18 protein-coding genes are annotated in these 26,866 nt (G+C 62.9%); 6 read left to right on the top strand and 12 right to left on the bottom strand.

The annotated features are described in order from the left end of the window. The first annotated feature begins 6 nt into the window (after positions 1-6). Positions 7-3,051: an MMPL/RND family transporter gene (locus WIMU1_RS06600; protein WP_062795594.1), complete on the top strand. Its 3,045-nt coding sequence runs from the start codon at positions 7-9 to the stop codon at positions 3,049-3,051. Positions 3,052-3,095: 44 nt separating this feature from the next. Here WIMU1_RS06600 and WIMU1_RS06595 read toward each other — a convergent pair whose 3' ends face one another. The 4 genes from WIMU1_RS06595 to WIMU1_RS06580 form a co-directional block, all read right to left on the bottom strand. Further along, complete coding sequence (locus WIMU1_RS06595; RefSeq protein WP_062795593.1) at positions 3,096-4,604, bottom strand: alpha/beta hydrolase; 1,509 nt, start codon at positions 4,602-4,604, stop codon at positions 3,096-3,098. Further along, positions 4,568-4,831 carry a hypothetical protein gene (locus WIMU1_RS26370; RefSeq protein ID WP_062795592.1) on the bottom strand — a complete coding sequence of 88 codons (264 nt, stop codon included), beginning with the start codon at positions 4,829-4,831 and terminating at the stop codon, positions 4,568-4,570. Before WIMU1_RS26370 ends, WIMU1_RS06595 begins: the two co-directional genes overlap by 37 nt. A gap of 14 nt (positions 4,832-4,845) precedes the next feature. Beyond that, the gene (locus WIMU1_RS26130) at positions 4,846-5,166 is read right to left on the bottom strand and encodes a type VII secretion target (protein ID WP_120802790.1); all 321 of its coding nucleotides are present in this window, start codon (positions 5,164-5,166) and stop codon (positions 4,846-4,848) included. 139 nt (positions 5,167-5,305) lie between these two features. Further along, the gene (locus tag WIMU1_RS06580) at positions 5,306-6,019 is read right to left on the bottom strand and encodes a hypothetical protein (protein WP_062795590.1); all 714 of its coding nucleotides are present in this window, start codon (positions 6,017-6,019) and stop codon (positions 5,306-5,308) included. A gap of 84 nt (positions 6,020-6,103) precedes the next feature. Here WIMU1_RS06580 and WIMU1_RS06575 point away from each other — a divergent pair, with 84 nt between their 5' ends. Beyond that, positions 6,104-7,633: a glycosyltransferase family 39 protein gene (locus WIMU1_RS06575; protein WP_062795589.1), complete on the top strand. Its 1,530-nt coding sequence runs from the start codon at positions 6,104-6,106 to the stop codon at positions 7,631-7,633. Between the two features lie 18 nt (positions 7,634-7,651). Here WIMU1_RS06575 and WIMU1_RS06570 read toward each other — a convergent pair whose 3' ends face one another. Next, positions 7,652-8,965, bottom strand: a complete 1,314-nt coding sequence (locus WIMU1_RS06570; RefSeq protein WP_062795956.1) for a uracil-xanthine permease family protein — start codon at positions 8,963-8,965, stop codon at positions 7,652-7,654. Positions 8,966-9,181: 216 nt separating this feature from the next. On the opposite strand from WIMU1_RS06570, the gene WIMU1_RS06565 reads away from it, so the two are divergent. The 3 genes from WIMU1_RS06565 (at position 9,182) to WIMU1_RS06550 (ending at position 13,748) form a co-directional block, all read left to right on the top strand. After that, on the top strand, positions 9,182-9,499 hold the full coding sequence (locus WIMU1_RS06565; RefSeq protein ID WP_062795588.1) for a hypothetical protein: 318 nt from the start codon (positions 9,182-9,184) through the stop codon (positions 9,497-9,499). Beyond that, a complete protein-coding gene (locus WIMU1_RS06560) occupies positions 9,496-11,883 on the top strand; it encodes a TPR repeat domain-containing protein (protein ID WP_062795587.1) in 2,388 nt (795 codons plus the stop codon). Before WIMU1_RS06565 ends, WIMU1_RS06560 begins: the two co-directional genes overlap by 4 nt. A gap of 983 nt (positions 11,884-12,866) precedes the next feature. After that, positions 12,867-13,748 (top strand): hypothetical protein, encoded by an 882-nt coding sequence (locus WIMU1_RS06550; protein WP_062795585.1) that lies wholly within the window; start codon positions 12,867-12,869, stop codon positions 13,746-13,748. Positions 13,749-14,143: 395 nt separating this feature from the next. Here the strand turns inward: WIMU1_RS06550 and WIMU1_RS06545 are convergent, their stop codons facing one another. From WIMU1_RS06545 to WIMU1_RS06515, 7 genes are all read right to left on the bottom strand, one after another. Further along, positions 14,144-14,866, bottom strand: a complete 723-nt coding sequence (locus tag WIMU1_RS06545; protein ID WP_062795584.1) for a DUF8548 family protein — start codon at positions 14,864-14,866, stop codon at positions 14,144-14,146. Between the two features lie 84 nt (positions 14,867-14,950). Beyond that, positions 14,951-16,174: an MFS transporter gene (locus tag WIMU1_RS06540; protein WP_371850280.1), complete on the bottom strand. Its 1,224-nt coding sequence runs from the start codon at positions 16,172-16,174 to the stop codon at positions 14,951-14,953. Beyond that, positions 16,171-16,917 (bottom strand): respiratory nitrate reductase subunit gamma, encoded by a 747-nt coding sequence (narI, locus tag WIMU1_RS06535; protein ID WP_062795582.1) that lies wholly within the window; start codon positions 16,915-16,917, stop codon positions 16,171-16,173. The genes WIMU1_RS06540 and narI overlap by 4 nt, the downstream gene beginning before the upstream one ends. A gap of 3 nt (positions 16,918-16,920) precedes the next feature. Further along, complete coding sequence (gene narJ / locus WIMU1_RS06530; RefSeq protein ID WP_062795581.1) at positions 16,921-17,568, bottom strand: nitrate reductase molybdenum cofactor assembly chaperone; 648 nt, start codon at positions 17,566-17,568, stop codon at positions 16,921-16,923. Then, the gene (gene narH / locus WIMU1_RS06525) at positions 17,565-19,229 is read right to left on the bottom strand and encodes a nitrate reductase subunit beta (RefSeq protein ID WP_062795580.1); all 1,665 of its coding nucleotides are present in this window, start codon (positions 19,227-19,229) and stop codon (positions 17,565-17,567) included. The genes narJ and narH overlap by 4 nt, the downstream gene beginning before the upstream one ends. Further along, a complete protein-coding gene (locus tag WIMU1_RS06520; RefSeq protein WP_062795579.1) occupies positions 19,229-22,957 on the bottom strand; it encodes a nitrate reductase subunit alpha in 3,729 nt (1,242 codons plus the stop codon). The genes narH and WIMU1_RS06520 overlap by 1 nt, the downstream gene beginning before the upstream one ends. A 364-nt stretch (positions 22,958-23,321) precedes the next feature. Continuing rightward, complete coding sequence (locus WIMU1_RS06515) at positions 23,322-24,614, bottom strand: lipase family protein (protein WP_084248018.1); 1,293 nt, start codon at positions 24,612-24,614, stop codon at positions 23,322-23,324. A gap of 232 nt (positions 24,615-24,846) precedes the next feature. On the opposite strand from WIMU1_RS06515, the gene WIMU1_RS06510 reads away from it, so the two are divergent. After that, a complete protein-coding gene (locus WIMU1_RS06510) occupies positions 24,847-26,862 on the top strand; it encodes an OPT family oligopeptide transporter (RefSeq protein WP_062795578.1) in 2,016 nt (671 codons plus the stop codon). Positions 26,863-26,866 lie beyond the last annotated feature (4 nt).

Below are 26,866 nucleotides of genomic sequence, written 5' to 3'. Positions count from 1 at the left end.
CCCGCAATGTCACACGGTCCCAACGCCTTCTTCCGGAACACCGGCGCGTTCTGCGCACGCCACAGGTGGTGGGTGATCGGCTTCTGGGTTGCGTTGGTGGTCGGGCTGAACCTGGCTGTCCCCCAGATAGAGCAGACCGTGTCGGAGAAATCGGCCGCGTTCCTGCCCGAACACATGCCGTCCGTCGACGCGCTGCGCGACATGTCGACGGATTTCGGCGCTCCCGCGTCGACTGCTGTCGGCAGTGTGGTTCTGGCTGATGACGGCGGGATCACCACAGCAGATGATGACTACTACCGCCGCCTCGTAGAGGTTCTGTCCGGTGATCACGAAAACGTCGCCTACGTCCTCGACATGTACGGAAATCCCGCCACCCGCGCGGCGGCGATCAGTCCGGACGGCAAGGCCGTCAACGTCATGGTGGTCGCCGAGGGCGACGTCGGCAGCACGCGTGCACACCACAGCACGGTCGCGATCCGTTCGGCGATCGATTCCATTCCCAAGCCCGACGGGCTGTCGGTGTATTACACGGGCGCCTCGCCCACCCTTGCCGATCTCTTCTCTTCGATCGATCTGTCACTGCTCATCATCACGGGAGTGTCGGTACTGCTGATCACGTTGATGCTGCTGATCGCCTATCGTTCGCTGATCACAGCCCTGATCCCGTTGGCGACCATCGGTTTCGGACTCGGCGCCGTGCGGCCCATCGTCTCGTACCTCGGCGCGAATGACCTGATGTCGATCTCGAACTTCTCGATTGCCATCATGACGGCGCTGGTACTGGGCGCCGGAACCGACTACGCGATTTTTCAGATCGCGGGCTACCACGACGCCAGGCGCGCTGGTGAAGACCCGGACACTGCTGTTGCGACGGCCAGTGCGCGGGTCTCCCCGATTCTGGTTGCCTCGGCCCTGACAATCGCTGCTGCTGCGGGTGCCATGATCTTCGCCGAGGTCGGGATGTTCAAGACGGCAGGCCCGCCGACCGCGATCGGGGTGCTGCTGGCGATGGCGATCTCGGTGACCCTCACACCCGCGCTGATGTCCGTCGCCGGGCGTCGCGGTCACATCGAGCCCAAGGCATCGACCGAGCGGCGATGGCGCCGACGTGGTGCGACGATCATTCGACACTCGGGCCCGCTGGTGGCGGTGTCGATGGTGGTTCTCATCGCGTTGGCAGCAATGGTTCCCCTGTTGCGCGTCAGCTACGACGAAGAGTCGGTTCAGCTCTACGCCAACGACTCCACGCGCGGTTACGACAAGGTGCTCGAACACTATGGTGTCAACGAGATCCTGCCCGAGTACCTGATCATCCGTGCCGACCACGACATGCGTAACACCAACGATCTGGCGGCGCTCGAACTCGTGGCGATGTCGGTGTCGAAGTTGCCCGACATCGCTTATGTCCGGTCGATCACTCGACCCGATGGCTCACCGATTCCAGAGGCATCCACCGGATATCAGGTGGGCCAGGTTGGCAATCGGCTCGATGATGCTCATCGGCAGATGGTCGAGGCCACACCGGAGTTGCAACGACTGGCATCCGGGGTGACAGCACTTCGCGACGGCGCCGACAGCGCGTTAGGGCAGTTGCCACTCTTGGTCGACGGGACCAATCAGGTTGTGGGACTGGCCGGTGGTGTGCTCGACGCAGTGGACACCGCGTCTCGAATAGTGGCGATCGCTTCTGATGGCCGCCTCTCTCTTCCCCAGGGAGTCACTGAGCTCGCAACCCTCGCCGATACGCTGAGTCTTTTGGTCACAGCGGTTTCCACGAGCAATGCGCAAACGCTGGCTGCCACCGAACAGCTCGACGAGGTGTTCGGTCCGATGCTCATGACCGTTCCTGACGCAGAGTGCCAGGCCGACCCCACGTGCCTGGCGGCGCGGGCGGCGTTCAGCCTGTTCGACAAGGCCACGGGCGGAAAAGCCTCACGGACGTTGCAACAAGCCGTCAACTTGTCGGGTGTGCCGGGCGAGGTCATCGGCAAAGCACAGGCTTTGCTGCCCGAAATCGAGACCGGGCTGAGTCAGGTCAAGATCCTTCTCGATGGGCTCGGAGGAAAAACGCCGGAGCAGCTGCGTTCTGAGCTGGGTGCCCTGACTGCGGGAATCACTGAACTCTCGACAGGAATGACACAGCTGGCCGAAGGGCTTCGCCAGGTCAAGGCCGGCACCGACAAAACCGTCTCGCTCACCGGGCAACTCACCGCCGGGCTCGGCGAAGCCGGCGACTACCTGCAGACGATGGCTCGAGACACGACGTCGGGCCCGGGGGCTGGTTTCTACCTTCCCGCACAGGGTCTCGAAGATCCCCGTTTTGTGGCGGGCACAAAACTCTTGCTGTCACCCAACGGCAAGACCGCGCGGATGCTTGTGGTGCGCAGCATCAACCCGTACGGCCATGAAGCGATCCGCACGGTGCACGACATCGCGGACACTGCCCGGACGGCAACCACCGGAACGGTTCTCGACGGTGCGGAGGTGAGCTCAACCGGTCTGACATCGTTGTCCGCCGACATGAATGATCAGGTCAACAGAGACTTCGCACTGTATGCCGTGGTCGCAATCCTGGCGGTGTTCCTGATCCTCGTCGTGTTGCTCCGCAGCATTCTCGCGCCACTGCTCCTGGTTTTGACTGTGCTGCTGTCGTTTGCGGCGACCGTTGGGTTGTCGATTCTCTTCTGGCAGTACGGACTGGGTATCGACCTCGATTGGTCGGTCGTACCGTTGGCGTTCATGGCGCTTGTGGCCGTCGGCGCGGACTACAGCATGCTGTTTGCATCCAGGATCCGCGAGGAATCCCAGACCGGGATGATCGGCGGAATCATCCGAGGCTTCGGGTCGACCGGCAGTGTGATCACCACGGCCGGTGTCGTTTTCGCTGTCACGATGTTTGCCCTCATGAGTGCCACCGTGATCAATTTGCTCCAATTCGGTTTCACCGTGGGCGTCGGGCTCATCCTCGACGTGGTGGTGGTTCGGTCGATCCTGGTACCGGCCGCGATGGCCGCGATCGGCAACCGCATCTGGTGGCCTGCGAAGGTATGACGGCCCGCCGCTTCTGGGTGGTGGGCGTTTCGGCGTAGCGTCCATCACTCAGCCCTGTCGGCGAGTTCTGGCCGGCCCGCGAGAATCGCGGCCAAGTTGTATCCGCTGACGCGGAGTGGGTTCTCGCGGGTGCCCGGAATGCCCTGATCCTCCTGGGCCCGGGAGTACTGACCGTGGCTGTCCACACCGTCGCGGCGCACGTTGTCTGCAGTCGTTCGCTCCTCGGTGGACAGCTGGATGAAGTCCGAGGCAAACGGGTTGGATCCGTGAACACCCTCGCTGGCAGCGAGATTGATCCACTTGTCATCGGGGTCGTTCATCAGATACGCATGCCCGTACTCCAGTCCCAATTGTGATGACGTATTCGCGTACACACCAGGACTCCCGTAGAACACGGTGTCGTCCACGTACTCGTGCGCTCCTCCCTGCAGGGCCAGCGACGCCGTCGTTGATCCGTAGGAGTGCCCGTTGAGTACAAGGTGCTGCTCGTCCTCGGAATGGTCGCTGGTCAGGCCCAGCGAACGCGTGAAGTCGGCGAGGCTGTCCGCTCCGGCTTTCGCTTTGCCATCTCCTAGTGCTTCCCACGGGGCACCGTCGTTTACGTCTGGTGTGTCGTACCCGATCCACGCCACCGTCGAGACAGCTTCTCCCTCGCCGCCGGTGGCGGCAAGGATGCCGAGGGTCTCGCGACGCAAGGCACCCGCCTCGCTTGTCATGGTGCCGATCGACTTCGCGGTGGTGTTCACTCCGGGCACGGTCACGCTGACATGGCGCGCTTTGTCTGGATCCCCCACCGCCACAGCGGCTTTTGCCTCTTTCCCGTCAGGCGCAAAGGTCAGCAGGAACGCTTGCGCTCCGGTGTCGTTGTGATCAACGCGGTAGTCCCCGCCCAGTGCCGTGTTGATAGCGCGCAAGCCGTCGAGCTCTTCGCGCTTTGCTGCCAGCCTTGAGGCGAGTGCGTACTGACCCCGGGCGCCGATGTATGCCCTGTCGAGCGCGGCGAGTTCGGCCTCCACTCGTTGCGTCTGCGCCGCCAGCGCGATCCGGTTGGCGACGTCGCGCGAGGCAGCGTCCACACCGTCGAGGTTGCCGATCAACCCCGGATGCTCCGCGATCATCTGCTGCTTCTGTGCCTCCGGGAGCGCCCGCCACCAGGCGTCGATCTCTTCGGGCGACTTCTTGTCCATGTTCGGCCAGGTGGGCGCAGTCAGAGATGCACCCGCCCGGCCCGACTCGAAGGCCTCTGTGAGCGAGCCGAACTCCGGATAGGCGATCTCGCCGGCGACGATCTTGCGCAGAACAGTCGCGGTGTCATTGTCGATGTCCTCGGCCTGGACGACAAGTGCTCGTGCACGGACCAACAAGTGCCTTTTTGTCTTCTCCCGTTCTGTCCGTTCTTCACCCGTCATATGCGAGTGCGCCGGGGCCATCTGCGACGCATCATCGACTGCCGGCGGCGGATGAATCACCATGTCTGCATCGGATGCGTCGGCGCGAAGAAGCGTCAACGCCGACTTCAACTCGCCGACGGCGATACTCGTCTGTCGGGCCAACTCCGACGCCGCGCCCAAGGCAGCTGCCCCTCGTCGTTGAGCGATATGGACACGGATCGGAACGATCCTCCGGCCGCGGTTGCGCCTTCGCCTTTCCACCCCGGAGTCGCCGCGACCTTGCGCAGCATTGCGTCGGCGTCGATCACAGATGTGAAGCGGCCGTTCAGTTCTGCGACCAGCACGTCGAGTGCAGCAGTGTCCCAGTTGTCGATGTCGGTGAGATCCACGACTACGCCGCCCTCTACAGCCGCAGCCCGGTCGAGGGTTGTTCGAAAGTGCCTGCCGCGCAGTCATCGACCGACCCATACGACGCCGCGGCGCCTGCCAGGCCCGTTGCGAGCCCTTCCAGCGCACCCACCATCTCGCCGGCCCGCCGCTTGAGCGTTGTCACGTAGGTGACGAACTCCGTCTGCGTCGAGGTTCCGAAACCGTTGGCGCACATCGCAATGTGTCGTCCCGATCGATCCAGGGCCGCGGCCAGGTCTTCGCCCAGAAGCGCCACTTCCCTGCCCCACCGCGCAAGGCCGATCGTGTCGACCTCAGTGTTTGACTGATTCCCCACAGTTCCCCCGAACCTCGCCCGAACCCAGTGGCGTTAGGACGCCGGGTCGAACTCGACGGTTCCAGACGGACCTGTTGCGCCGCATTGCTGAACTCCCCGACCCATCGCACTCGATCCAGGGCACCTGCAAGGGAACTCGTCACGCCGACGGTTTGCCCGCCACCAAGTCTTCGATGTCCAGGCCCCACCGCCCGAAGGTCTCGTCGAACTTCTTTTCGTGCTGCTGCGCGCGACCGAGCTTGACGCCGGAATACCGTTTGCGAGCCCACCTCGACTTCGTCCTGGCGAGGCGAAGTGCGCCGATCCAGGCGACGGGAGGAATGAACGCGCCGATCGCAGCCGTCTGGTACTTGCCCTTCTCGACACACAACAACAGGGCGAGGATGTGGAACGGGATGGTGCCGAGCAGGACAAAGTGGCCGGGCGTCCCGACGTTCGACACGACGGGATCGATGCCGAGCAGCACCAGTCCGAGGAGCGAGCCCGTCAGGGCGACCACCTGCACCGACAGCTGGCCCTCGGCGGACCAGTAGACGTCTTGCAGGTGCAGGATCATGGCGAACTCGTCGAGCACCAGCGACGATCCGACCCCGATCATCACCGCACTGACCTCGGCCCATGGTGAGTCACCGTGGACAGCGACCGATAGGAATCCCCCGCCGATCGTGGAGATGATGCCGGGGACCGCGTGATGGATGTGCACGCCGCCGGCGACGTTGTCGTGGAAGGGGCCGCGCCCGGAGCGAATCATCCGGGTGATGGTCCGGGTGACCACAAACGTGATCATGAACGAGGCGAAAAGCAGCAACATCGGCAGCCTGGTGTCGTCTACCAGGCCCTCGAGGAACGACATGGATAGAAGCTACAGCGATCTTGCTGAGATACGCTCGACCGCGTCAACAGGCCCGGTGAGGAGACAGCGCTGAACGATCAGACGGTGGCCCCGGCCGAGTCGCGCAGGTCGAGGTTTCGAGTCGGCCCGAACGTGGATGCGGTCGCCGTCGCCGTGCTTGCGTTTGTGGTCAGTTTCGTCGGCATCGGCAATCCGTCCTTCTGGTACGACGAGGCCGCCACCATCTCGGCGTCCACCCGCTCGATCTCCGAGCTGATCGATCTCGTCTCGTCCACCGACTCGGCCCACACCTTCTATTACGTCCTGATGCATGGCTGGTTCGCCGTCTTCCCAGAATCGGAGGCGTGGGCGCGGCTGCCCAGCGCCGTTGCGATCGCTGTCGCCGGTGCGGGCGTGGTGGTGCTCGGCAAACTGCTCTCGCGCCGCGCCGTCGGCGTGACCGCCGGCATCGTCTTCGCAATCCTGCCTCGGGTCACGTTGGCAGGCATCGAGGCTCGTCCTTACGCGCTGGCCATCGTGGTGTCGACGTGGCTGACCATCGTCTTGTTCGTGGCAATTCGGCGTGGGGTCACGTCCTGGTGGCTGCTGTATGCGGTTCTGGTGGTGTTGTCGGTTCTTGTCAACATCCACCTGCTGTTGCTGGTGCCGGTTCATCTCATCGCCCTGATCATGCTCGGCAACAACCGGAGTCAGCTCCGTGCCTGGGCTCTGTCGACCGTTCTTGCCGTGGTTCTGCTCAGCCCCTACCTCGCCTTCATGCGCGCCAAGTCCACCCAGCTCAGTTGGATCGATCCTCTCGACGAGCGTGTGTTCGGCAATGTCCTGCTGACTCAGTACTTCGATTTCTCGATCGCCTTCGCGGTGGTCGCATTTGTCTTGTTGGGCGCCGCTGTGGTGCTGTTCTTCGCCCGGCGAGAGCGCGTCGCGACCAGCGGCATGCGCGCGGTTGTTGTCCTCTCGATCGTGTGGATCGTGGTCCCCACCGCCGGGTTGCTGTTGTATTCGTTGATATCGCAACCCATCTACGTCGATCGGTATCTGTCGTTCACAGCGCCTGCGATGGCTCTGCTGATCGGGGCTTGTGTGGTGGCCATCGCGCAGAAGCCCGCGGCCATCGCGGCCGTGCTCGTCGTCATGGCGATCGCCGCGACGCCCAACTGGATCGATCAGCGCGGTGACTACGCCAAGTTCAAGATGGATTACAGCCAGGTCGCAGACCTCATCGGGGCGCAGGCGTCACCCGGGGACTGCCTACTTCTCGACGACACCGTCTCGTGGGAGCCCGGCCCCATCCGCCCGCTGCTGGCCGCGCGGCCAGAGGCATATCGGGGCCTGATAGATGTCGGGTTGTGGCAGCGAGCCCGGCCCGAGGGACTTCTCTGGGACACCAATGCGGCACCTCATCTACGCCGTGACCAGATTCGTGCGTGCACCGTCATTTGGACCATCTCGGAGAAGGACAAGAGCCTGTCGGCACACGATGCGGGCCCGGCGCTCGACCCCGGCCCGCGTCTGGCCCCCACCATCGCCTACCGCGTGCCTGCACGGATGGGCTTTCATGTGGTCGAACGCTGGCAATTCAACATCAGTCAGGTGACGAAGTCGGTGCGGTGACCGAGTCGAGCCGGCGGGTCAGCTGGGTGTCGGCCCGGTTTTCTCGGTCGACGGGTCCACCGTCACGGTCCCCCGCCAGCCACCCACCACGCGCATCACGTGGTAGATCAGCAGGGCTGCAACGGCGCCCAGTGCGATACCGCCGAAGCTGAGGTCACCGATGACCCAGGAGAAGTCGGCGATGCCGATCACCAGGGCTATGGCTGCGGTGAACTGGTTGACGGGCTTGGAGAAGTCGACCTTGTTGGTCACCCAGATGTGCACACCAAGAATTCCGACGAGGCCATAGAGCGCGGTGGTGACGCCACCGAGCACACCATCTGGGATCGCCGCGATCACGGCGCCGACCTTCGGTGACATTCCCAGGATGATTGCCGCGACGCCGGCGACCCAATATGCCGCCGTCGAATAAACCTTCGTCGCGGCCATCACGCCGATGTTCTCGGCGTAAGTTGTTGTCGCCGAACCGCCACCGCTGCCGGCGAGCACCGTGGCAACACCGTCTGCTGCCAGGGCGCGGCCGATGCGGTTGTCGTAGTTGAGACCGGTCATGGTGTTGATCGACTTGACGTGCCCGATGTTCTCGACAACCAGCACCAGCACCACCGGCAGAAACATCGGTAACACCGAGAGGTGGAAAGTCGGGGTCGTGAAGTCGGGCAGCCCAACCCAATCTGCCGAACCGATCTTGCTGGTGTCCACCTCGTCTCTCGCCAGCGCGAACAGGTAGCCGAGCACCACGCTGGTGAAGATGGCGAGGCGTCCGAGGAGTCCCCGGAACAGGATCAGTGACGCGATCAGCAGAACCAGCACCACGGTCGCCGTGATGGCGTCTTTCTCATAGTTCGCCTTAGCTGTCGGGGCAAGATTGAGCCCGATCAGAGCGACAATCGTCCCGGTCACCACAGGGGGCATCAACGCTTGGATCCAGCCGGTGCCCGCGTACTGCACCACCACGCCGATGATGATCAGCAATACACCGACCACCACGATGCCGCCGAGCGCTGCCGATTCCCCGTTGGATGCAGTCGCGGCGAGGACTGGCGCGATAATCGCGAAGCTGGAACCTAGGTAGCTGGGTAGCCGGTTGCGCGTGATCAGCAGGAAAAGGATGGTGCCGATTCCGGAGAAGAGGAGGGTCGTCGCAGGCGGGAAGCCGGTGATCACCGGGACCAAGAAGGTCGCGCCGAACATCGCCACCACGTGCTGCAGGCCGATGCCCACAGTCCTGGGCCAGGTCAGTCGTTCATGGGGTGCCACCACGTCCCCGCTGCCGGCCACCTGCCAGCTGAAAAACGACGGCGACTTCTTCTCGAGATGTTCGTTCGGCATGGCCACCAGTCTGAGGCATCCACAGGCGGCATCGGTGCATTGACCGGGTGAGTAGCGGCCTGCAGAGCTCGGCTGACGTTTCACTGTGGCGTACGCATGTCCTGTCTCAAGCATGTATTACTGTCGAATCCGGACTCGGTGGGAGGGTCCGGGGGACGGCAACGTCAGAGCGCTCGATACGCGTTCGACACCGCCACTATCTGATTCGGGGGAATCATGGACGTCATCATCAACGACGCCGTATTGGGCGTCTTGGCAGGCGATATCGAGGGCATCGCGGCAGAGGTCGCAGAGATCGCGCATCCGGATGTGACTGCTGTCGTTGCAGCTTTCATGCCGGATTCACCGATGGTGGCGGCCACTTCGACCGCCACGGACACGCTGCGAGGGTCGTTGACCGTGGTCTCGGGCCAATGGGAATCGATGGCCTCAGTAGTTCGAGCGACCCGCCAAGGATTGAGTGGAGTCGACGAGCTCTCGGCACTGAAGTTCGGAGGGTTGGGCCAGCTGCCCACCGGTGACGGCCCGCGATGACCCCCACCAAGAACCAGCTCGACAAGTGGATGCCCGATCAACTCGTTCTTGCTGCGCTCCCGATGATGGCCGAACTGCTTCGCGGCAAGCTCGATCAAGCGGAACGGAAGTTCGATCTGCCGACGTCGGACTGGAAAGGTCAGTCGCGAACGGCGGCAGAAAATCGGTCAACCGAAGAAGCAACCTGGGGCAAGCGCGTTGCTGCTGGTTACGAGACTCTCGGTACCACGCTCAGCGAGGCTGCGACCGGTATCGGTGGAACACTGACCGCAGTAGACAACGCAATCGCCGACGCTTCCGGCAAAGGCTTCCATTTGATCAGCGGCGACGACCCGGAATGGCTGGTTCGCTACGTTCCCGCCGGGGACGACGACTCGTCCGAAGAGAAGAAAGCGCAGCTGAGGCACGAGTGGTCCGCGTTCCTCAAAGGCAAGGCCGACACGGCCGAACAGACATGTCAGCAGTACGCCGCCACGGTGACGGCAAGTCTGCAGTCGCTGGCTGAACTCACCCCCGCCGTGCTCGGTCTCAGTGCCGCGGATGGCCGAACGGCGGCAATGATGTCGGCGGACGGGTGGACTCCCGAAGAACTCGAAATCGTCGGGAAGAGTTTGGAAGCCGCCGGGTTGACTCCTGAACAGGCCCAGCGATTGCTCAGTGGCGAACGCGTGGAGGACCTTCCGGTAGGTGCCCAAGAGTTCCTTCATCAGTTCTACAACAATCTGTCAATGGACCAGACTCTCGGATTGCAGTCGGAGTTCGAAAAACTGGGCTCCGACGAAGGCGCAGCGTGGTCAAAGGCACTGGGATCTGGGCTCCTGATCCTCTCCAACGAGAAGGTCGGTGCCGGCAGCGTCCACGGCGGGTTCGACAGTTTGCCTCAATGGATGCGTGACTGGTCTACGCACCGCGACCGCGACGAATGGATCGTGAACCTAGGCGGAAAACCGACGAACATTGCCACGCAGGACTACAAGATCGCAAAGATGCTCGCCAACACTGGGGCTGGGATCGCACCTGGCGAACGGCTGGGCACCGAGTTGATCCGTAAGTCGGAGACTGAGATGGCGTGGAAACAGCATTCCGAGTTGATCACGGGGTCGTTTCCCGGTGCCGAGGTGTCAGACCAACAGAACAACTACGAGACCACCATGGAGAACCTGCTCTCCGTCGGAACGCGTAGCCATGAGGCGTCCGCGGCAATCCTGTCAGGCCAGTACAGCGACGGCACCGCCCTCGACGGCGACTACAACCGGGATCGGACCGTGCAGAACGTCCTGGCGCATGAATGGCGGGAGCAGGACAACGGCAAGACCGCGGCCAATCTTGTGAATTGGGTCGACGACTACGCTGCCGACCAAACCGACGCCCATCGAGCCGAGCTGTCGGCTCGCGCATTCCGGGGTCTGCTCGACAGCACGTCAGCCACGGGTGACCAGTTCGGCAACCTCATGAACATCGGCGCATCGGAGAAAAGTGTGGGTGATCTCAACCCAGCAGTCGCCGCCGCCATCGAGGAATCGATCCGTCCCTACCTGAATGTGATGTCCGGCGGTAGCCCAGAGATGTACGGGTTCAACACCAGTACTCACGATGATCTCGATTTCGGCAATGACGCAGACGCGCTCCGAGATCAGTCCCAACGAGCGATGGCCCTTGCTGCGTCCGACCCGGAGACCGCGGCGAGATTGGTGCACGATGTTCAGGCACAGCAAGCCCTCAACGTACATAATTTGGTGACCTTGGAGCCTGACGCGAGCGCGGTACCGAATGCGACCGAGGTGGGCGCGCGAAACGGCGGACTCCAGAACCTTCTCACTGATGGACTCACTGCTGCCGAACTCGACGACTGGCACGACGAGCATTTGGGTTCTGGCACAGGCGGACTCAGTAACGATGACCGCGCGGCAATCTCGTCGAACGTCGAGGAGACCATCAAGAAGGTGGCTGGTGGTTTACCCGTCATCGGAAACACAGCTGAGTTCGGCCTCGACCTCGCGTCCCCTTGGGTTCCGGCGTGGGACGCCGACGTCAAGGCCCCGGATCAGGGGCCAACTCCTACGAATGTGCCTGACGCAGTTGAGAATGCGCAGCTACATCAGTACTACCAGATGTATGCGTCGACAAATCCCGTACCTTCGGATGGTCTTGCCCCCGGGGAGGAGCGGTTGTTTGAGAACGGAAGCCTTAGGCCTCTGCCCGACATTTTGGCAGAGTTGGGGCCAGGCTACGAAGACCAACTAGTCGGAACAATGCGGCCACGCATCGAGGGAGCGGGCATCGATACGAGCGCCTACGACTCGCAGTACTCACGATTAGAGGGAGACGTCACCGAATCGATGTCGTACGAAGACTACAAAAACAGGCTGCTCAATGAGGGGTAGTCCGTGGCGTCTCCTGACATTGGGACTGGTTGCACTTGTGTTGTCCTGCACGACTAGCGAAGGCGACGAGAGACCGTCTCCTACGTCAGGTTCAATGACGAAGAGCAGCCCGGCCGAGTACGTTCTCCCAGCGGTCGTCGGGCCCTACACAACGGTTTGGGACGCCGACGACCCTGGAATCGATTTGCTCTCCGAGCCAGTAGCGGTCGTCCGAGCAACCGTAGAAGCGAAGGCCGTTGCTGAGATGGTCGGCCGTCACGAAAGCTACCCCGGGTACGGGCGATTTCTCGACCATGCGACTCAGACTGCCGTAGGGAGGAATCGAATAGACGTTGAAGACACGCCCCGCTACGAGAGACCAATTGCTCTGAATGGGACCCGGCACTACCGGATATATGACGTAGACGAGACAGAGACCACCATCGCAGCCAGCATCTGTGACATCACCTTTGGCATTTACCAACAACACCCTGCTGTCTGGCGAGGCATCTGGGACCCAGCCGACCTACAGAAGGTCACAGCCTCCGACAGACTCGACACAGACGGACACATACCCGCCTATAACCACCTCTGGCAGATAGAACTCAGGCGGACTCACGGACCGGATAGCAACGCGGCTCCGCCGCACGCGGCGCCGACAACAACTACCGGTCTCGAGCAGGCCGATCCCGAACGCTATCCAAATCAAGACATGTTCGAAGGATGGACGCTCGAACGATACTCGGTTTCGGTTTCGGCAGAACCTCGTTGCGACGCCTGGACTTTAGACGCTTATCCCATGGCAGTCGTCGGCAGCGAAGGCTTCGCCTACCCGACCAATCCAGTTGACCCGTCATACCTACCGACACTGGCGCCATACCCGGGATGGACACACGTCCCAGCCGTCTAAAACGTCCTGCCCTCCGCCGTGCGAACCGATTCCTTTGTGTCCCACTGTTACAAGGACAGCGGTAGCAAGGGACAACCGAAGGATGGATTGACAAATGAGCGCCGGCCGTGGCCTTGCCCTCGCAGCCATTGCAGTCGTGCTCGTGATCGGATGTGCACCGACAAACGGTCCCGGAAACCAGAACTCTACTGCCCCAACGACACCGAGGGAATCCGAGTACATCCTCCCCGCCGGACTGGGGCGCTACACCAATGTGTGGTCTGCCGACCCCGGAGTCAATCTGCACGCGCCATCCGTAGCCGTCGTCCGAGCCGCTGTTGAAGCCAAGGCAATCGCGGACATGGTCGGGCGATACGCTAGCTACCCCGGATACGGTCGCCTTCTCGACAAAGGCACCAGCACTTCACTTGGGAAGAACAGCATCTCTGTCGAAGACACCCCCAAGTATCCCGAACCGATTCCGCTCGACGGGACGATGCGATACGGCATCTACGACGTCCATGTGACCGAAACGAGCGTCGACGCTCGTGTGTGCGACATATCGTTCGGTACTTATCAGCCCAGCCCTGCAGCCAGTCGCACAGTCGTCGCTCCGGTTGACCTGAGTAAGGTCACCGAGCCGGCACTGCTCGACGAGGAGGGCCACATACCCAGTTTTGTCAGAGGGTGGCGTATCAGGCTCGACCGCGAGCAACCCAATGGCCAGCCAGTGCCGACTGATGAGACGGCACCCGCTGCCGAAGTCACGAACGACGTGAAGCGGTACCCGAATTACGATGCATTCGCCGGGTGGCAACTACGAGAGTTCTCCATAAATCCCTTCATCGAGCCGCGCTGCGACGCTTGGGCGGCCGAGTTCTACCCGATGGCTGTGATCGGCAGCAAGGGCCTCGCCTACCCGACCAATCCAGTGGACCCCGCATACCTACCGACCCTGCCGCCATACCCGGGGTGGACACACGTCCCCGCCGTTTGAGGTTCAAAGCTCGTCAAAGCTGAAGATCGGACGCTGCAGTGCCGAGGGCTCCCGCGGTTTGGTCAGCATCGGATCGGCACAGTCCCTCCGGTTTCATTCATATCCTCCGACTACAACCGGAGGAGCTACACGAAGTCGGAGGAAACACGGGCGACGCCTGCAACCCCTTCGCTCCCCCGGCCCCACACCCTCCGACACCAGCCACACCCTCCGGCTGCAACCGGAGGAACCACACGAAACCGGAGGAAACACGGGCGACGCCCGCAACCCCTTCGCTCCCCCGGCCCCACACCCTCCGACACCAGCCACACCCTCCGGCTGCAACCGGAGGAACCACACGAAGTCGGAGGGACTACGGCAAACGCCCCACTCCCTCCGACTTCTGCAGCACCCTCCTACCCGGCCACTTCAACCACCGACCCACTCACCGGACGTCTGGTCTGCAACCGCCAGATCGCGTGTTCGGTGTGAATGCTGTTCCATCCCTTCGTCTTCGCCACGTCACGAATCCACCCGCTGACCGATCGCGCGTCGACCTCACCTACCGGGAGCTCGAGCACGTCGGCCACGTACTCGACCACCAGTCGATTCGCTTTGGCGCCAGGTATTCCCGCGAGCATCAGCACGTACGCCCACGTCACGCCCGACCGCTGGCCGGGCACCTCGCGCCACGACTTGTTGACCACATCGATGGCGTCGGACTCTGCCGTCAGCCGCAGTTCTTCAACCGACCGGATCCCTAGTCCGACAAGGCGGCTCGCACCGTCCCGAACGGCTTCCGCCTTCAACGGTGCGCCTGGCGTCGTCGACGTCGGCCTACGGTTGCCGATCTGTTCCGCCCACGCCTGCGCGCTACCCAGCTCGTCGAACGTCGCGAGCAACTCCGCCGGCCCGTCGAGGTCCGCATCCCCACCCTGGCCCGATCGATACGTGCGGTACCGCTCGACGATGTTGGCCACCTGACCGTACTGAGCGCCCGTCGAGTAGATCGAGTCGATGATGCACAGCGCCAACGACTGTGGATACGCCCTCGGCTTGATCCACAAAGCCTCGTCTCCCAGATCGCGCTCGCACGCGGTTACCAACGCGTCGATCCGAACATCCACCCCTGACGACATACTTTCCCCCTTGATTGACGTCACCCATCCCCATGGGCAACACGTGGGGAGACAGTAGCGCCGGCATACGACAACGGGGGCCGCTCAAACGGCGGCGTTCTCCGACTTCCGGTGCCGGATACCGAACGCCGTGTACACCGCAGCAAGTGCGGACACGATGACCAGGAGCGTCAGGCCGACCGTGTAGCTGTGGTCTTCGGCGTTGTAGGTGGCGCCCATGAGCAGCGGCGGGAAGAAGCCCCCGAGTCCGCCTGCAGCACCAACGATTCCGGTCACGGATCCGACTCGCTCCTGCGGCGCCTCCTTGGCCACCCAGCTGAAGACCGACCCTGAGCCGAGCCCCATGCACAACGCCATGAGCACGAAGTCGAGGCCGGCGGGGATCTCCAGGGGCGGTTTGGTGATCATCCAGATCGCCAGGACGGACGCGCCGGCACACGAGATCACGGTGATGAGTCGCGCTCCGAAGCGATCAGAGAGGATGCCACCGAGCGGGCGGGCGACCACCGCGGCGATCGCGAAGCCAGCGGTGCGGGTTCCGGCTGCCTCGATGTCGAAGCCGTACACATCGTTCAAGTAGGTCGGAAGGTACGTCGGGAATGCGACGAATCCACCGAACGCCGCGGCGTAAAGGAATCCCATCTGCCAGGTGATCGGCAGTTTGGCAGCACCGATCAGCTTGGGCACCACCGCATCGTGATTTGCCGACCACCGGGGTGAGTCCCGCATCAGCACCCAGCAGATAGCAGCGACCACCACGAGTGCCACGGCGATGATGACGTGGGTGGTGACGTATCCGAACCACTGAACAAAGCGCGGCGTGAAGAACGCCGACAGTGCTGTGCCGCCCATTCCCGCGCCGAAGATGCCGGTGGCGAAACCTCGCCGTGACTTGTCGTACCAGGCGTTCACGAATGGGATGCCGACCGCGAACGAGGTGCCGGCAATACCGAGGAAGAAGCCCGCGATCACCAGGATCGTGTAGTTGTCGAAGTGCCCGCCGATGGCCACCAGGATGACAAACGGCACTGAGGCAAGGAGCAACACCGGGAACATGATTCGTCCGCCGAGCCGGTCGGTCAGTGCCCCGGTGAGGATCCTGCCCAGCGAGCCCACCAGGATCGGGATCGCCACCAGCACCGACTTGGCTGTCGACGACAAGTCCATGTCGGCGGTGTACCGAACCCCCAACGGACCGATCAGGTTCCAGGCCCAGAAGCTGATGGTGAACGCTGTGGTGGCGAGAACAAGATTGAGTGTCTGCGCGCGCCGGTCCACCGGCACCTCCGTCCCTGTCGACATCGTCATCGTTCGCGGTCCTTCACTCCGACCGGCGCCCATCCGCGCCGATACTGTTGGTTGCCAGGGGACGAGTGCTGGTCACGGCTGCGATAGACGATGTACGGCCGGAACAGATAGTGCACGGGTGCGGTGAACATGTGCACCAGCCGGGTGAACGGCACCATCGCGAACACCAGCATTCCGACGAGAACGTGGATATGAAACCTCAACGGCGCGTTGTTCATCGCTGCGACGTCGGGGTTGAAGTAGAAGATGGAACGGAACCACGGCGAGACTGTTTCCCGGTAGTTGACACCCTTTTGCCCAGGCACCACGCCGAGAAATGTGCAGTACAGACCGAGCAGCAACGCGGCGGTGAGAACCAGATACATCACCTTGTCGTTGCGTGTGGTGGCCATGAACACCGGTCCGACAGTGCGGCGCCGATAGATCAAGATGACCAGACCGGCCAAGGTGCAAACCCCCGCGATGATGCCGAAGAACGCGGAGTTCAGATGGTAGAGGTCTTCGGTAACACCCACTGCCTCAGTGAGGGATTCGGGGATCACCAGGCCGATGGCGTGGCCGATGATCACCACCAGGATCCCGAAATGGAAGAGGGGTGAACCGATGCGCAGGAGTCGCGATTCGTACAACTCCGAAGAACGCGTGGTCCAGCCGAACTTGTCGTACCGGTAGCGCCAGATGGTGCCGCCGATGAGAAGGGCCAGGGTCAGGTATGGGACGACGCCCCACAGGAAGATGTCCACGTCTCACCTCGTCTCCGCGATGGGTAGCAGGCGGGGGTCGAACGGTTCGAGGCCAACCGTTTCCATCGGGATGGACGGCCGCATGGCCATTGCGGATTGACGGTCCGTCGGCGAGGCGCCTGGCACTGTCGAGCACACAGCGGTCAACACATCGCCATAAGGCGATCCCGTATCGAGGAGGCCGAACCGGATGAGTTCGAGAGCTGCGCGGTACCTGGTGAGGAGTTCCTGGACAACCGCAGGATCAGCGCGCGCGCAGTATTCGAGCACCACGGGCAGATGGTCGGGCAACTCACCGTGCAGATCAACGAGATACCCGCTGTCGCGGTACATCTGCTTGAACTCGCCCAACACTGCTCCCCTGCGCCTGGTGTCCCCATCGGTCCAGTACGACAGGTACAGCGTCCGCTTGTTCGACAGGTCGAAGACGTCGACGTACTCGCGGCGGATGGCCTCGGCGTCAGCACTGGTCAGATAGTCGACGAAACGATGCAGCGACGTGGCGGTGTTCCGATCAGGATGCTCGTCGAGAGCTGCTTGCAGCAGTGCAACTTTCGACAACAACTGTTCATCCGGATAGCTCAGACACCACGACGCAACCTGGTAAATCACCCGGTGGTCGATACCGCGCGTGCCGCGTAGCCACCTCATCGCAGCTCCGAAGGTCCGGGGAACATGCCGTTAGGGACACCGTTGCCGTCCCAGTTCAGCAGGTTCACGCGGCCTGCCATGCTCGCCTCCCCCGCCGCAGTGTTGGTGGTCTGCCGTTGCTTGAGAGCGTGGAACGTTTCCACCGACACCGGCGCCGGGCGACCACTGGCCTCTCCGAACGCACCGGATTCGAACATCCCGGGACCCTCTTCGTAGTCCAGAGCGCAGGCCATCTCGTCGAGTTGCTCGGCCTGCTCGAGATGGGCGGTCGGAATCACGTAGCGGTCTTCGTATTTGGCGATGGCCATCAGGCGGTACATCTCGTACACCTCTTCCTCGGACATACCGACCGCAGCCGGAATATCAGGATTAGGCTCCCGGCCGAGCGTGACGTCGCGCATGTAGGCGCGCATGCCGGCCAAGCGCTTGAGAACCCTGTCGATCACGTCGGTGTCTCCCGCAGTGAACAGTTCAGCGAGGTATTCGACCGGGATGCGCAGGGCGTCGATCGCACCGAACAACGTGCCCGGACTCTCGGCATCGTGCCCTTGGTCGGCGAGCAAGTCGACGATCGGCGAGAGCGGCGGGACGTACCAGACCATCGGCATGGTGCGGTATTCCGGATGCAGGGGCAACGCGACGCGGTACTTCTTGGCCAGCGCGTACACCGGTGACCGGCGGGCGGCCTCCAGCCAGTCGTCAGGGATCCCATCTCGTCTGGCAGCGGCAATCACGTCAGTGTCGTCGGGATCGAGAAGGAGATCGAGTTGTGCTTCGTACAGGTCTTTTTCGTCCGGGGTGGAGGCAGCATCGGTGACGGCGTCGGCGTCGTAGAGGAAGATTCCGAGGTAGCGCAGACGTCCGACGCACGTCTCCGAACACACCGTCGGCTGCCCGACTTCGATGCGCGGGTAGCACAGGGTGCACTTCTCGGCCTTGCCCGACTTGTGGTTGAAATACATCTTCTTGTAGGGACATCCGGTGATGCACTGGCGCCAACCGCGGCACTGGTCTTGATCGACCAGGACGATGCCGTCTTCACTGCGTTTGTAGATGGCGCCGCTCGGGCAGGAAGCCATGCACGACGGATTGAGGCAGTGCTCGCAGATGCGCGGCAGGTAGAACATGAAGGTCTGTTCGAAACTGAACTTGATCGCTTCTTCGGACTCGCGACGCAGCTTTTCGACGATGGGATCGAGGTCCCCGTATGCGGTTGAGCCACCAAGGTTGTCGTCCCAGTTGGCCGACCAGGAGATCTTCGTGTCCTCGCCGGTGAGCAGCGATTTGGGTCGGGCCACCGGGAAATCGTCGCCGAGCGGGGCGTCGATCAGCGTCTGGTAGTCGTAGGTCCACGGCTCGTAGTAGTCGGCGATGGTCGGCTGGACCGGACTGGCGAACAGGGTCCACAGCTTCTGCAATCGCCCGCCGGTGCGCAGACGTAGCTTGCCTTTCGCATTCAGATGCCAACCGCCGCGCCACTTCTCCTGATCTTCATACCGCCGCGGGTAACCCTGACCGGGACGCGTCTCGACGTTGTTGAACCAGACGTATTCGGTGCCGGCGCGATTGGTCCAGGCCTGTTTACACGTCACCGAGCACGTATGGCATCCGATGCACTTGTCGAGGTTCATCACCATGCCGACCTGCGCCATGACTCGCATCAGAACGTCACCTCCTGGCTGCGTTTGCGAATGGTGGCCACCATGTCGCGTTGATTACCTGCCGGCCCGAGATAGTTGAAGGCGTACGACAATTGGGCATAGCCGCCGATCAGGTGCGTTGGTTTCACGAGTAATCGGGTGGCCGAATTGTGGATCCCGCCCCGGCGTCCGGTCGCCTCGGACTTCGGAACGTCGATGGTGCGCTCCTGCACGTGGTAGACGTACGCCACTCCTGCCGGCATCCGGTGACTCACGATGGCCCGGCATACGAGAACACCATTGGCGTTGACACATTCGATCCAGTCGTTGTCGGACACGTCGATCGCGGCAGCATCCTCAGGACTGAGCCAGGCGGTCGGGCCACCCCGCGACAACGACAACATGAACAGGTTGTCCTGGTACTCGGAGTGGATGGACCACTTGGAATGTGGCGTGAGGTAGCGGACCGTCACCTGTTGCGCACCATCGGGACCCAAACGGGGCTCACCGAACAGCCGTTGCATGTCGAGTGGGGGCCGGTAGATGGGCAGTGCCTCGCCCATATCGATCATCCAGTCGTGGTCGAGATAGAAGTGCATGCGGCCGGTGAGTGTGTGGAAAGGCTTGAGCCGCTCGATGTTCACGGTGAACGGCGCATATCGGCGGCCACCGGTTTCCGAGCCCGACCATTCCGGTGAGGTGATCACCGGGACCGGTGCGCGCTGGGTGTCGGCGAACGTGATCCGCTTCTCTTCCGAGCCGCCCGCGAGGTCGTCGAGGCGCTTGCCCACACGTTTTTGCAGCTTTTCGAATCCGTCCACGGCCACCGCACCGTTGGTGGTGCCAGAGAACGTCAAGATTGCTTCGGCGAGTTTGACGTCGGCGTCGAGGGCGGGGCGACCGTCGGCGGCACCACCGAGCATCACGCCGTTGATGGAGGCCAGGTGTTCGCTCTGCTCGGCCAGGTCGTAGGTGACGTTCTTGACCGTGAAGCCCAGCTTGTCCACCAGCGGCCCGACGGCAGCGAGCTTGTCGGCGATGGCGGTGTAATCACGTTCCACCACGGTGAAGTTCGGCATGTTCTTGCCTGGCGTTCCCGGGTCCGGGGCGCCCTGCCAATCCATCACCCGCCCGTGCGGCTGCGCGATCTCACCGGGGGTGTCGTGCTGCATCGGAACGCTGACAAGATCGCGGCGCACCCCGAGGTGGGTCTTGGCCAGGGCCGAGAACTTCTCGGCCAGTGTGTGAAACAGATCGAAGTCGGACTTGGCTTCCCACGGCGGATCGATCGCGGGCGAGAAGGCGTGTACAAACGGATGCATGTCGGTGGACGACAGGTCGTATTTCTCGTACCACGTGGCGGCCGGAAACACGATGTCGGACAACAGTGTTGTGGATGTCATCCGGAAGTCCGCCGACATCAGCAGGTCGAGCTTGCCCTCCGGGGCCTCGTCGTGCCACTTCACGTCCCGTGGCCGGGGTGTCTCCGGATTCTCGGTTCCCAACACGTTGTGGTGTGTCCCGAGCAGGTGACGCAGGAAGTACTCGTTGCCCTTGGCTGACGAACCCATCAGGTTCGAGCGCCACAGCACCAGAGTGCGCGGCCAGTTCTCCGGTGCATCGATATCAGTGATGGCCGGGGTGAGCCCACCGTCGTGAAGCTTCTCGGCCACATAGCCACCGACTGAGTCTGCAGTCCCGGCGTCCACCGCAGCATTCGCCTCATCGGCGATGTCGAGTGGGTTGCGGTCGAATTGGGGGTAAAACGGCATCCAGCCGAGACGGGCCGACTGCGCAATGGCATCGGCGGTGTGTTCGTGGTCGAGCGTGCCGCGAGACAAGGGTGAAGCGAGCGACGCCGCGGAGTAACCGTCGTTGCGCCACTGGTCGGTGTGCATGTACCAGTACGACGTTCCGGTCATGGTGCGCGGCGGCCGCGACCAGTCGAGCGCGTTGGCCAGCGAGATCCATCCGGTGATGGGTCGGCACTTCTCCTGCCCCACATAGTGAGCCCAGCCACCACCGTTGCGGCCCATGCAGCCGGTGAGGATCAGCAACGACAGGATGGCGCGGTAGGTGGCATCCCCGTGGAACCACTGACAGATGCCGGCTCCCATGATGATCATCGAGCGCCCACCCGAATCGATCGAGTTGGTGGCGAACTCGCGGGCCACCCGGATCGCGGCTTGTGCCGGGACGCCGGTGATCTCGGCCTGCCACGCGGGTGTGTACGGCGTGCTGACGTCGTCATAGCCTGCAGGCCACTCCCCCGGTAAGCCGTCGCGAGCAACGCCGTATTGCGCGAACATCAGGTCGAAGACGGTGGTCACCAGTGCTCCGTTGACCCTCGTCGCCGGAACACCCCGTCGCAGGATCGTGCCGGAGCCATCCGGGGCGTCGAAGGCCGGGAGCAAGATCTCGACGGCGTCGGTGCCGTCACGTCCGAGCAACGTGAGGACCGGTTCGATGTCGCCGAGGTCGAGATTCCACCGACCCTCTCCCGACTTCGAGAACCGGAAGCCGAGCGACCCATTCGGCACCACGGGCTCGCCGGTGTTCTTGTCGAGGACAACCGTTTTCCACACCTCGTCCTCGGGCGCCGCACCGTCGGGCAGTGTCGCGAGTTCGTCTGCGGTGACAAACTTTCCGGGCACGTACGCGCCGTCGTGCTCGTCGAGGTGGATGAGGAACGGCAAGTCGCTGTACGTCTTGATGTAGTCGTTGAAAAACGGCACCGAGTCTCGAGCGAAGAACTCGGTGAGGATGACGTGACCCATCGCCATGGCGAGCGCCGCGTCCGTACCTGCCTGCGCTGGTAGCCATTCGTCGGCGAACTTGCTGTTGTCGGCGTAGTCGGGGCTTACGGTGACGACTTTCGTTCCGCGATAACGCACCTCGGCCATCCAATGCGCATCAGGCGTGCGCGTGACCGGAACGTTGGAGCCCCACATCATCAGATAGGTGGCGTCCCACCAGTCGCCGGATTCGGGCACATCGGTCTGGTCGCCGAACACCTGCGGGCTGGCGACCGGGAGGTCGGCGTACCAGTCGTAGAACGACGTCATCACGCCGCCGATGAGCTGGATGAATCGGGTGCCCACACAGTGCGAGACCATCGACATCGCCGGGATGGGCGAGAAGCCGGCACAGCGGTCGGGGCCGTAGGTCTTGATGGTGTGGACGTGCGCCGCGGCTGCCATCTCGATGGCCTCGTCCCACGACACCCGGACCAGGCCGCCCTTGCCCCGTGCCTGTTGGTAGGACCTCCGACGCATCGGGTCGCCAACCACATCGGCCCAGGCGAGCACCGGGTCGCCCACACGAGCCTTCGCGGCGCGGTACATCTCCACGAGTACGCCGCGGGCGTAGGGGTGCCGGACCCGAGTGGGCGAATAGGTGTACCAGGAGAACGCGGCACCTCGGGGGCACCCACGCGGCTCGTACTCGGGCCTGTCCGGGCCGACCGATGGATAGTCGGTCTCCTGGGTTTCCCAGGTGATGATGCCGTCTTTGACATACACCTTCCACGAACAGGAACCGGTGCAGTTCACGCCGTGGGTGGATCGGACGATCTTGTCGTGACTCCATCGGTCGCGGTAGAACACGTCACCCGCACGGCCGCCCTCCCGGAACACCATGCGGCCGTCGTCGCTCTCATCCCACCGGGTGAAGAACCTGCCGACGTCGAGGAGGGCCTTTGCTGCCTCGCCCTGAACCCCGTTTGGCTTCCTATCCGTTGACCGGGCCATGAGGCCACCATACGAAAATCAAATGAATTGCATGGTCTTTTCAATACGAAAATCAAGTAACTATCCGGACAACTTGAGATTTCTTAAAATTGACCATTCATTGATCATGGTAAATGACACTTGTGACCTTTATCCGATATGTCCGGGTCTGCATCTGACTACGCAGAACACCAGATCAGAGGTGGTGACAGGTTGCCTGGAATAAGATTCCAGTTGCCTCGAATTCGATACAACTGGCCTCCTAATAGGCCGTCACACACCCGGCTCAATCTGGACAATCTGTCGTTTGTCAGCCGACCGACTGCCGAATCCACGACATGGGTTTGGCCTGGCCAATTCGTTTACTGCGGCGGTTCCACGAACATCAAGCGATGACGCACCGTGGCTGCGGCACTGCGTTGAATCTGTCGATCATCCAACCCAACGCGGTCGGGATGCCGAAGAACTCTGGAATGCCGTGCGCCGCGGCCGTACCGGGAAGAATCGGCGGCAGCGGGAAGGTGGTGAACTGGACGGTGGCGCCGCGGCCGCACCACTCGCGAGCGACGTCCCTCGATGTGCTCCACGGAACCACGTCATCGTTGTCGGAGGCGACGATGAGGATGGGCGCCTGGGGTGTGAGCGTGCCGATACGCTGTTGATCGAAGACCGATTTCAGAACTGGGTTGTCCGTCGCGACCTCGGCGAGTGGTCGGCCACTGGTGGTCCATTGACTGGTTCGCTGGAATGCGTAGCGCGCCAACGTCTCCGGAACGCATTGATTTGCCGTGTCGCGCATCAGCGCCTTGCCTGCCGGGTTGATCAGTCGATCGAGTTCGGGCCTCGCCGACGGGTAATCGTTGTACACGCCGTTTAAAGCGTATCCGACTGCGCCGGTGAGGATTCCGCCCTCGGCGAGGCCCAGGGTCTTCAGGGGATCAACAGGTGGTGCGCCGGCGTAGGTGCCGCGAACGTTGAGTTCGGGCGCATAAGAAGCCTGGAACTCGGCGGCACCGGCCACCGCTCCCCCGCCCTGCGAATAGCCCCACATGCCGACCGGGGTGTCGGCGGGCAGGGACTTGAGGTCGATGGCTGCGCGGGCGGCGTCGAGAACTGCGTGCGCTTGCGCCACCCGGTTGAGGTAGCCGTGCACGGCCGGGGTGCCCAGACCCTGGTAATCGGTGACGACCACGCCGATGCCCTGGGCAACCGCCGCGTATACCGCGGCGATCTCGTACTGCACCATCACGTCGAGTCCGCCACCGTAGGAGATGACGGAGTTGAACAGACGCGACGGCGCGCACTGATCGCCCTGGCCGTGGGTGCCGACGGCCATGCTGATGATCGGGCGGGGCCCGGGCTTGTTCCACGCAGCGGCCGGCTCGAAGTACGTGCCGGTCACAGCGATGGGCGCACCGTTGAGGTCGGTGCTGCTGTACATCAGGCGGGTGCCGGTAGCTGGGAACGCGCCGCCGCCTGCGGGGATGCTGAACGCCAGCGGCGACGGCTCGGTCCGCAAGACAATCCCAGGGCGGTCGGGGATGTCGCCGGGTGGCTGATAGAAGCCCGGTGCCGCACCTGCACCTCCGGCGCCGGAGAACCCCGCTGCGGCGACGAGGACCGCCACCAGCAGAATGCTCGGGAACAGGCGGGCCAGGCGTGCGACGGTGGGTCCCATCTTGCGGAAACTACCAGCAGAACCACGCTCCGGGACCGTTTCTAAAGACGCAGCGTCCGATCTCTGACGAGCACGGGCCGGGCCGTTCAACCAGCACGTTCTTGATGCCTGCGGGGTTTTCGCCGACAGGTGGTTCGCAGCCGCGGGTTCGGGATTACAGTGTCACGGTCAACGATGCTTTTGTTTCGGCGGCTAATGATCACCAGACCCGTTCAAGATGAGGGGTAGCAACATGTCCACAGAGGACGCAACCGCAACGGACAAGAAGTCGCCCGGGCTGCGGGAACTGACCGTCCGGGGGATCATCCTGGGCGGGCTGATCACCCTCGTGTTCACGGCCGCCAACGTGTATCTCGGCTTGAAGGTGGGTCTTACCTTTGCCACGGCGATCCCCGCGGCCGTCATCTCGATGAGCATCCTGCGCTATTTCGCGAACCACACCGTTGTCGAGAACAACATCGTGCAGACCATTGCATCGGCCGCGGGCACTCTCTCGGCCATCATCTTTGTGCTGCCCGGCTTGATCATGGTCGGCTGGTGGACCGGCTTCCCGTACTGGATCACGGTGGCGGTGTGCGCCATCGGCGGCATCCTCGGCGTCATGTACTCGATCCCGCTGCGCCGAGCGTTGGTGACGGGATCTGATCTGCCCTATCCCGAGGGGGTGGCGGCTGCCGAGGTTCTGCGGGTGGGCGACACCACCCAGGGCGCCGAAGAGAACAGGGGCGGGCTGCGGATCATTCTGATCGGGTCGGTGGTTGCCGCTGCGTTCAACCTTCTCGCGAACCTCAAACTCATCAGCAACTCGTTGGCCGGCGCGGTCAAAGTCGGTGCGGGCGGGACGATGTGGGGCGCCAGCTTGTCGCTGGCCCTGATCGGCGTGGGCCATCTGGTCGGACTGACAGTCGGTATCGCGATGCTCATCGGCCTGGTCATCTCGTTCGGCATCATCCTGCCCATCCAGAGCAACGGAAACCTGCCCGCGGGCGAGGCTCTGCTCGACGGGGTCAGCAGCATCTTCTCGTCCGACGTCCGGTTCGTGGGCGCCGGAGCCATCGCGGTCGCCGCGATCTGGACTTTGCTCAAGATCATCGGCCCGATCATCAAGGGCATCAAGACAGCGATGGTGTCGGCCAGCAGTCGCCGTAAAGGGTCGTCGGTCGAGCTGACCGAGCAGGACATCCCCATCACCTACGTCGGGCTCGTCATCGTGGTGGCCCTGATCCCGATCGGGCTACTCCTCTGGGACTTTGTGCACAACACGGCATTGCACGGCACGGCCACCGGAATCATTGCTGTCAGCATCATTTTGGTGTTCGTGATCGGGCTCGTGGTCGCGGCGGTCTGTGGTTATATGGCCGGCCTCATCGGGTCGTCCAACAGCCCGATTTCCGGCGTCGGAATTCTTGTTGTTCTCATCGCCGCCCTGCTCATCAAGATGGTGTACGGCGATGCCACAGACGCCCAGAACACCGCATTGATTGCATTCACGCTGTTCACGACGGCGGTGATCTTCGGTGTCGCGACCATCTCTAACGACAATCTTCAAGACCTCAAGACCGGCCAGCTCGTGGGTGCAACGCCGTGGAAGCAGCAGGTGGCGTTGGTGATCGGTGTGCTGTTCGGTTCCGCCGTGATCCCGCCGATCCTGCAGCTGATGCAGACGGCCTTCGGTTTCGTCGGAGCACCCGGCGCGGGCGAAGACGCGCTCGCAGCGCCGCAGGCCGCACTGATCTCCTCACTCGCCAAGGGCGTGTTCGGTTCCGACCTGGACTGGAACCTGATCGGTGTCGGTGCGCTCATCGGTATCGGCATCATCGTTGTCGACGAGGTGCTGACCCGGACGACCAACAGCAAGTTCCGTCTGCCGCCGCTGGCCGTGGGTATGGGTATGTACCTCCCCATCTCGCTGACGCTGGTCATCCCGATCGGCGCCATCCTCGGCACCTTCTACAACAAGTGGGCCGAGAAGTCCGGCGTCGAGGTGGAACGCAAGAAGCGCATGGGCGTCCTGTTGGCCACCGGACTCATCGTCGGTGAGAGCCTCTTCGGTGTGGTGTTCGCCGGCATCGTTGCCGCAACCGACGACGAGAGCCCACTCGCCATTGTCGGCAGCGGATTCGAGAAAATCTCCGAGTACCTCGGTGTGATCGTCTTCGTCGCCGTTATCGCGTGGCTGTACAAGAAGACCCAGCAGATCGCGGCGAAGCCGGCCGAGGGCGAATCAGTCAAGCTGGACAAGGGGTGAGGGC

The sequence above is a fragment of the Williamsia muralis NBRC 105860 genome (assembly GCF_001598915.1).
Classification (GTDB): domain Bacteria; phylum Actinomycetota; class Actinomycetes; order Mycobacteriales; family Mycobacteriaceae; genus Williamsia; species Williamsia muralis.
Note: the sequence above shows the minus strand (reverse complement) of the source record. Positions and strands in the feature narration are given on the sequence as shown.

Coding starts and splice junctions, on each gene's coding strand:
- WIMU1_RS06540 (WP_371850280.1), bottom strand. CDS start 16,174: ATGACGATGTCGACAGGGACGGAGGTGCCGGTGGACCGGCGCGCGCAG.
- WIMU1_RS06545 (WP_062795584.1), bottom strand. CDS start 14,866: ATGTCGTCAGGGGTGGATGTTCGGATCGACGCGTTGGTAACCGCGTGC.
- WIMU1_RS06565 (WP_062795588.1), top strand. CDS start 9,182: ATGGACGTCATCATCAACGACGCCGTATTGGGCGTCTTGGCAGGCGAT.
- WIMU1_RS06520 (WP_062795579.1), bottom strand. CDS start 22,957: ATGGCCCGGTCAACGGATAGGAAGCCAAACGGGGTTCAGGGCGAGGCA.
- WIMU1_RS06580 (WP_062795590.1), bottom strand. CDS start 6,019: ATGTCGTTCCTCGAGGGCCTGGTAGACGACACCAGGCTGCCGATGTTG.
- WIMU1_RS06550 (WP_062795585.1), top strand. CDS start 12,867: ATGAGCGCCGGCCGTGGCCTTGCCCTCGCAGCCATTGCAGTCGTGCTC.
- narJ (WP_062795581.1), bottom strand. CDS start 17,568: ATGAGGTGGCTACGCGGCACGCGCGGTATCGACCACCGGGTGATTTAC.
- WIMU1_RS06600 (WP_062795594.1), top strand. CDS start 7: ATGTCACACGGTCCCAACGCCTTCTTCCGGAACACCGGCGCGTTCTGC.
- WIMU1_RS06570 (WP_062795956.1), bottom strand. CDS start 8,965: ATGCCGAACGAACATCTCGAGAAGAAGTCGCCGTCGTTTTTCAGCTGG.
- narH (WP_062795580.1), bottom strand. CDS start 19,229: ATGCGAGTCATGGCGCAGGTCGGCATGGTGATGAACCTCGACAAGTGC.
- WIMU1_RS06560 (WP_062795587.1), top strand. CDS start 9,496: ATGACCCCCACCAAGAACCAGCTCGACAAGTGGATGCCCGATCAACTC.
- WIMU1_RS06515 (WP_084248018.1), bottom strand. CDS start 24,614: ATGGGACCCACCGTCGCACGCCTGGCCCGCCTGTTCCCGAGCATTCTG.
- WIMU1_RS06510 (WP_062795578.1), top strand. CDS start 24,847: ATGTCCACAGAGGACGCAACCGCAACGGACAAGAAGTCGCCCGGGCTG.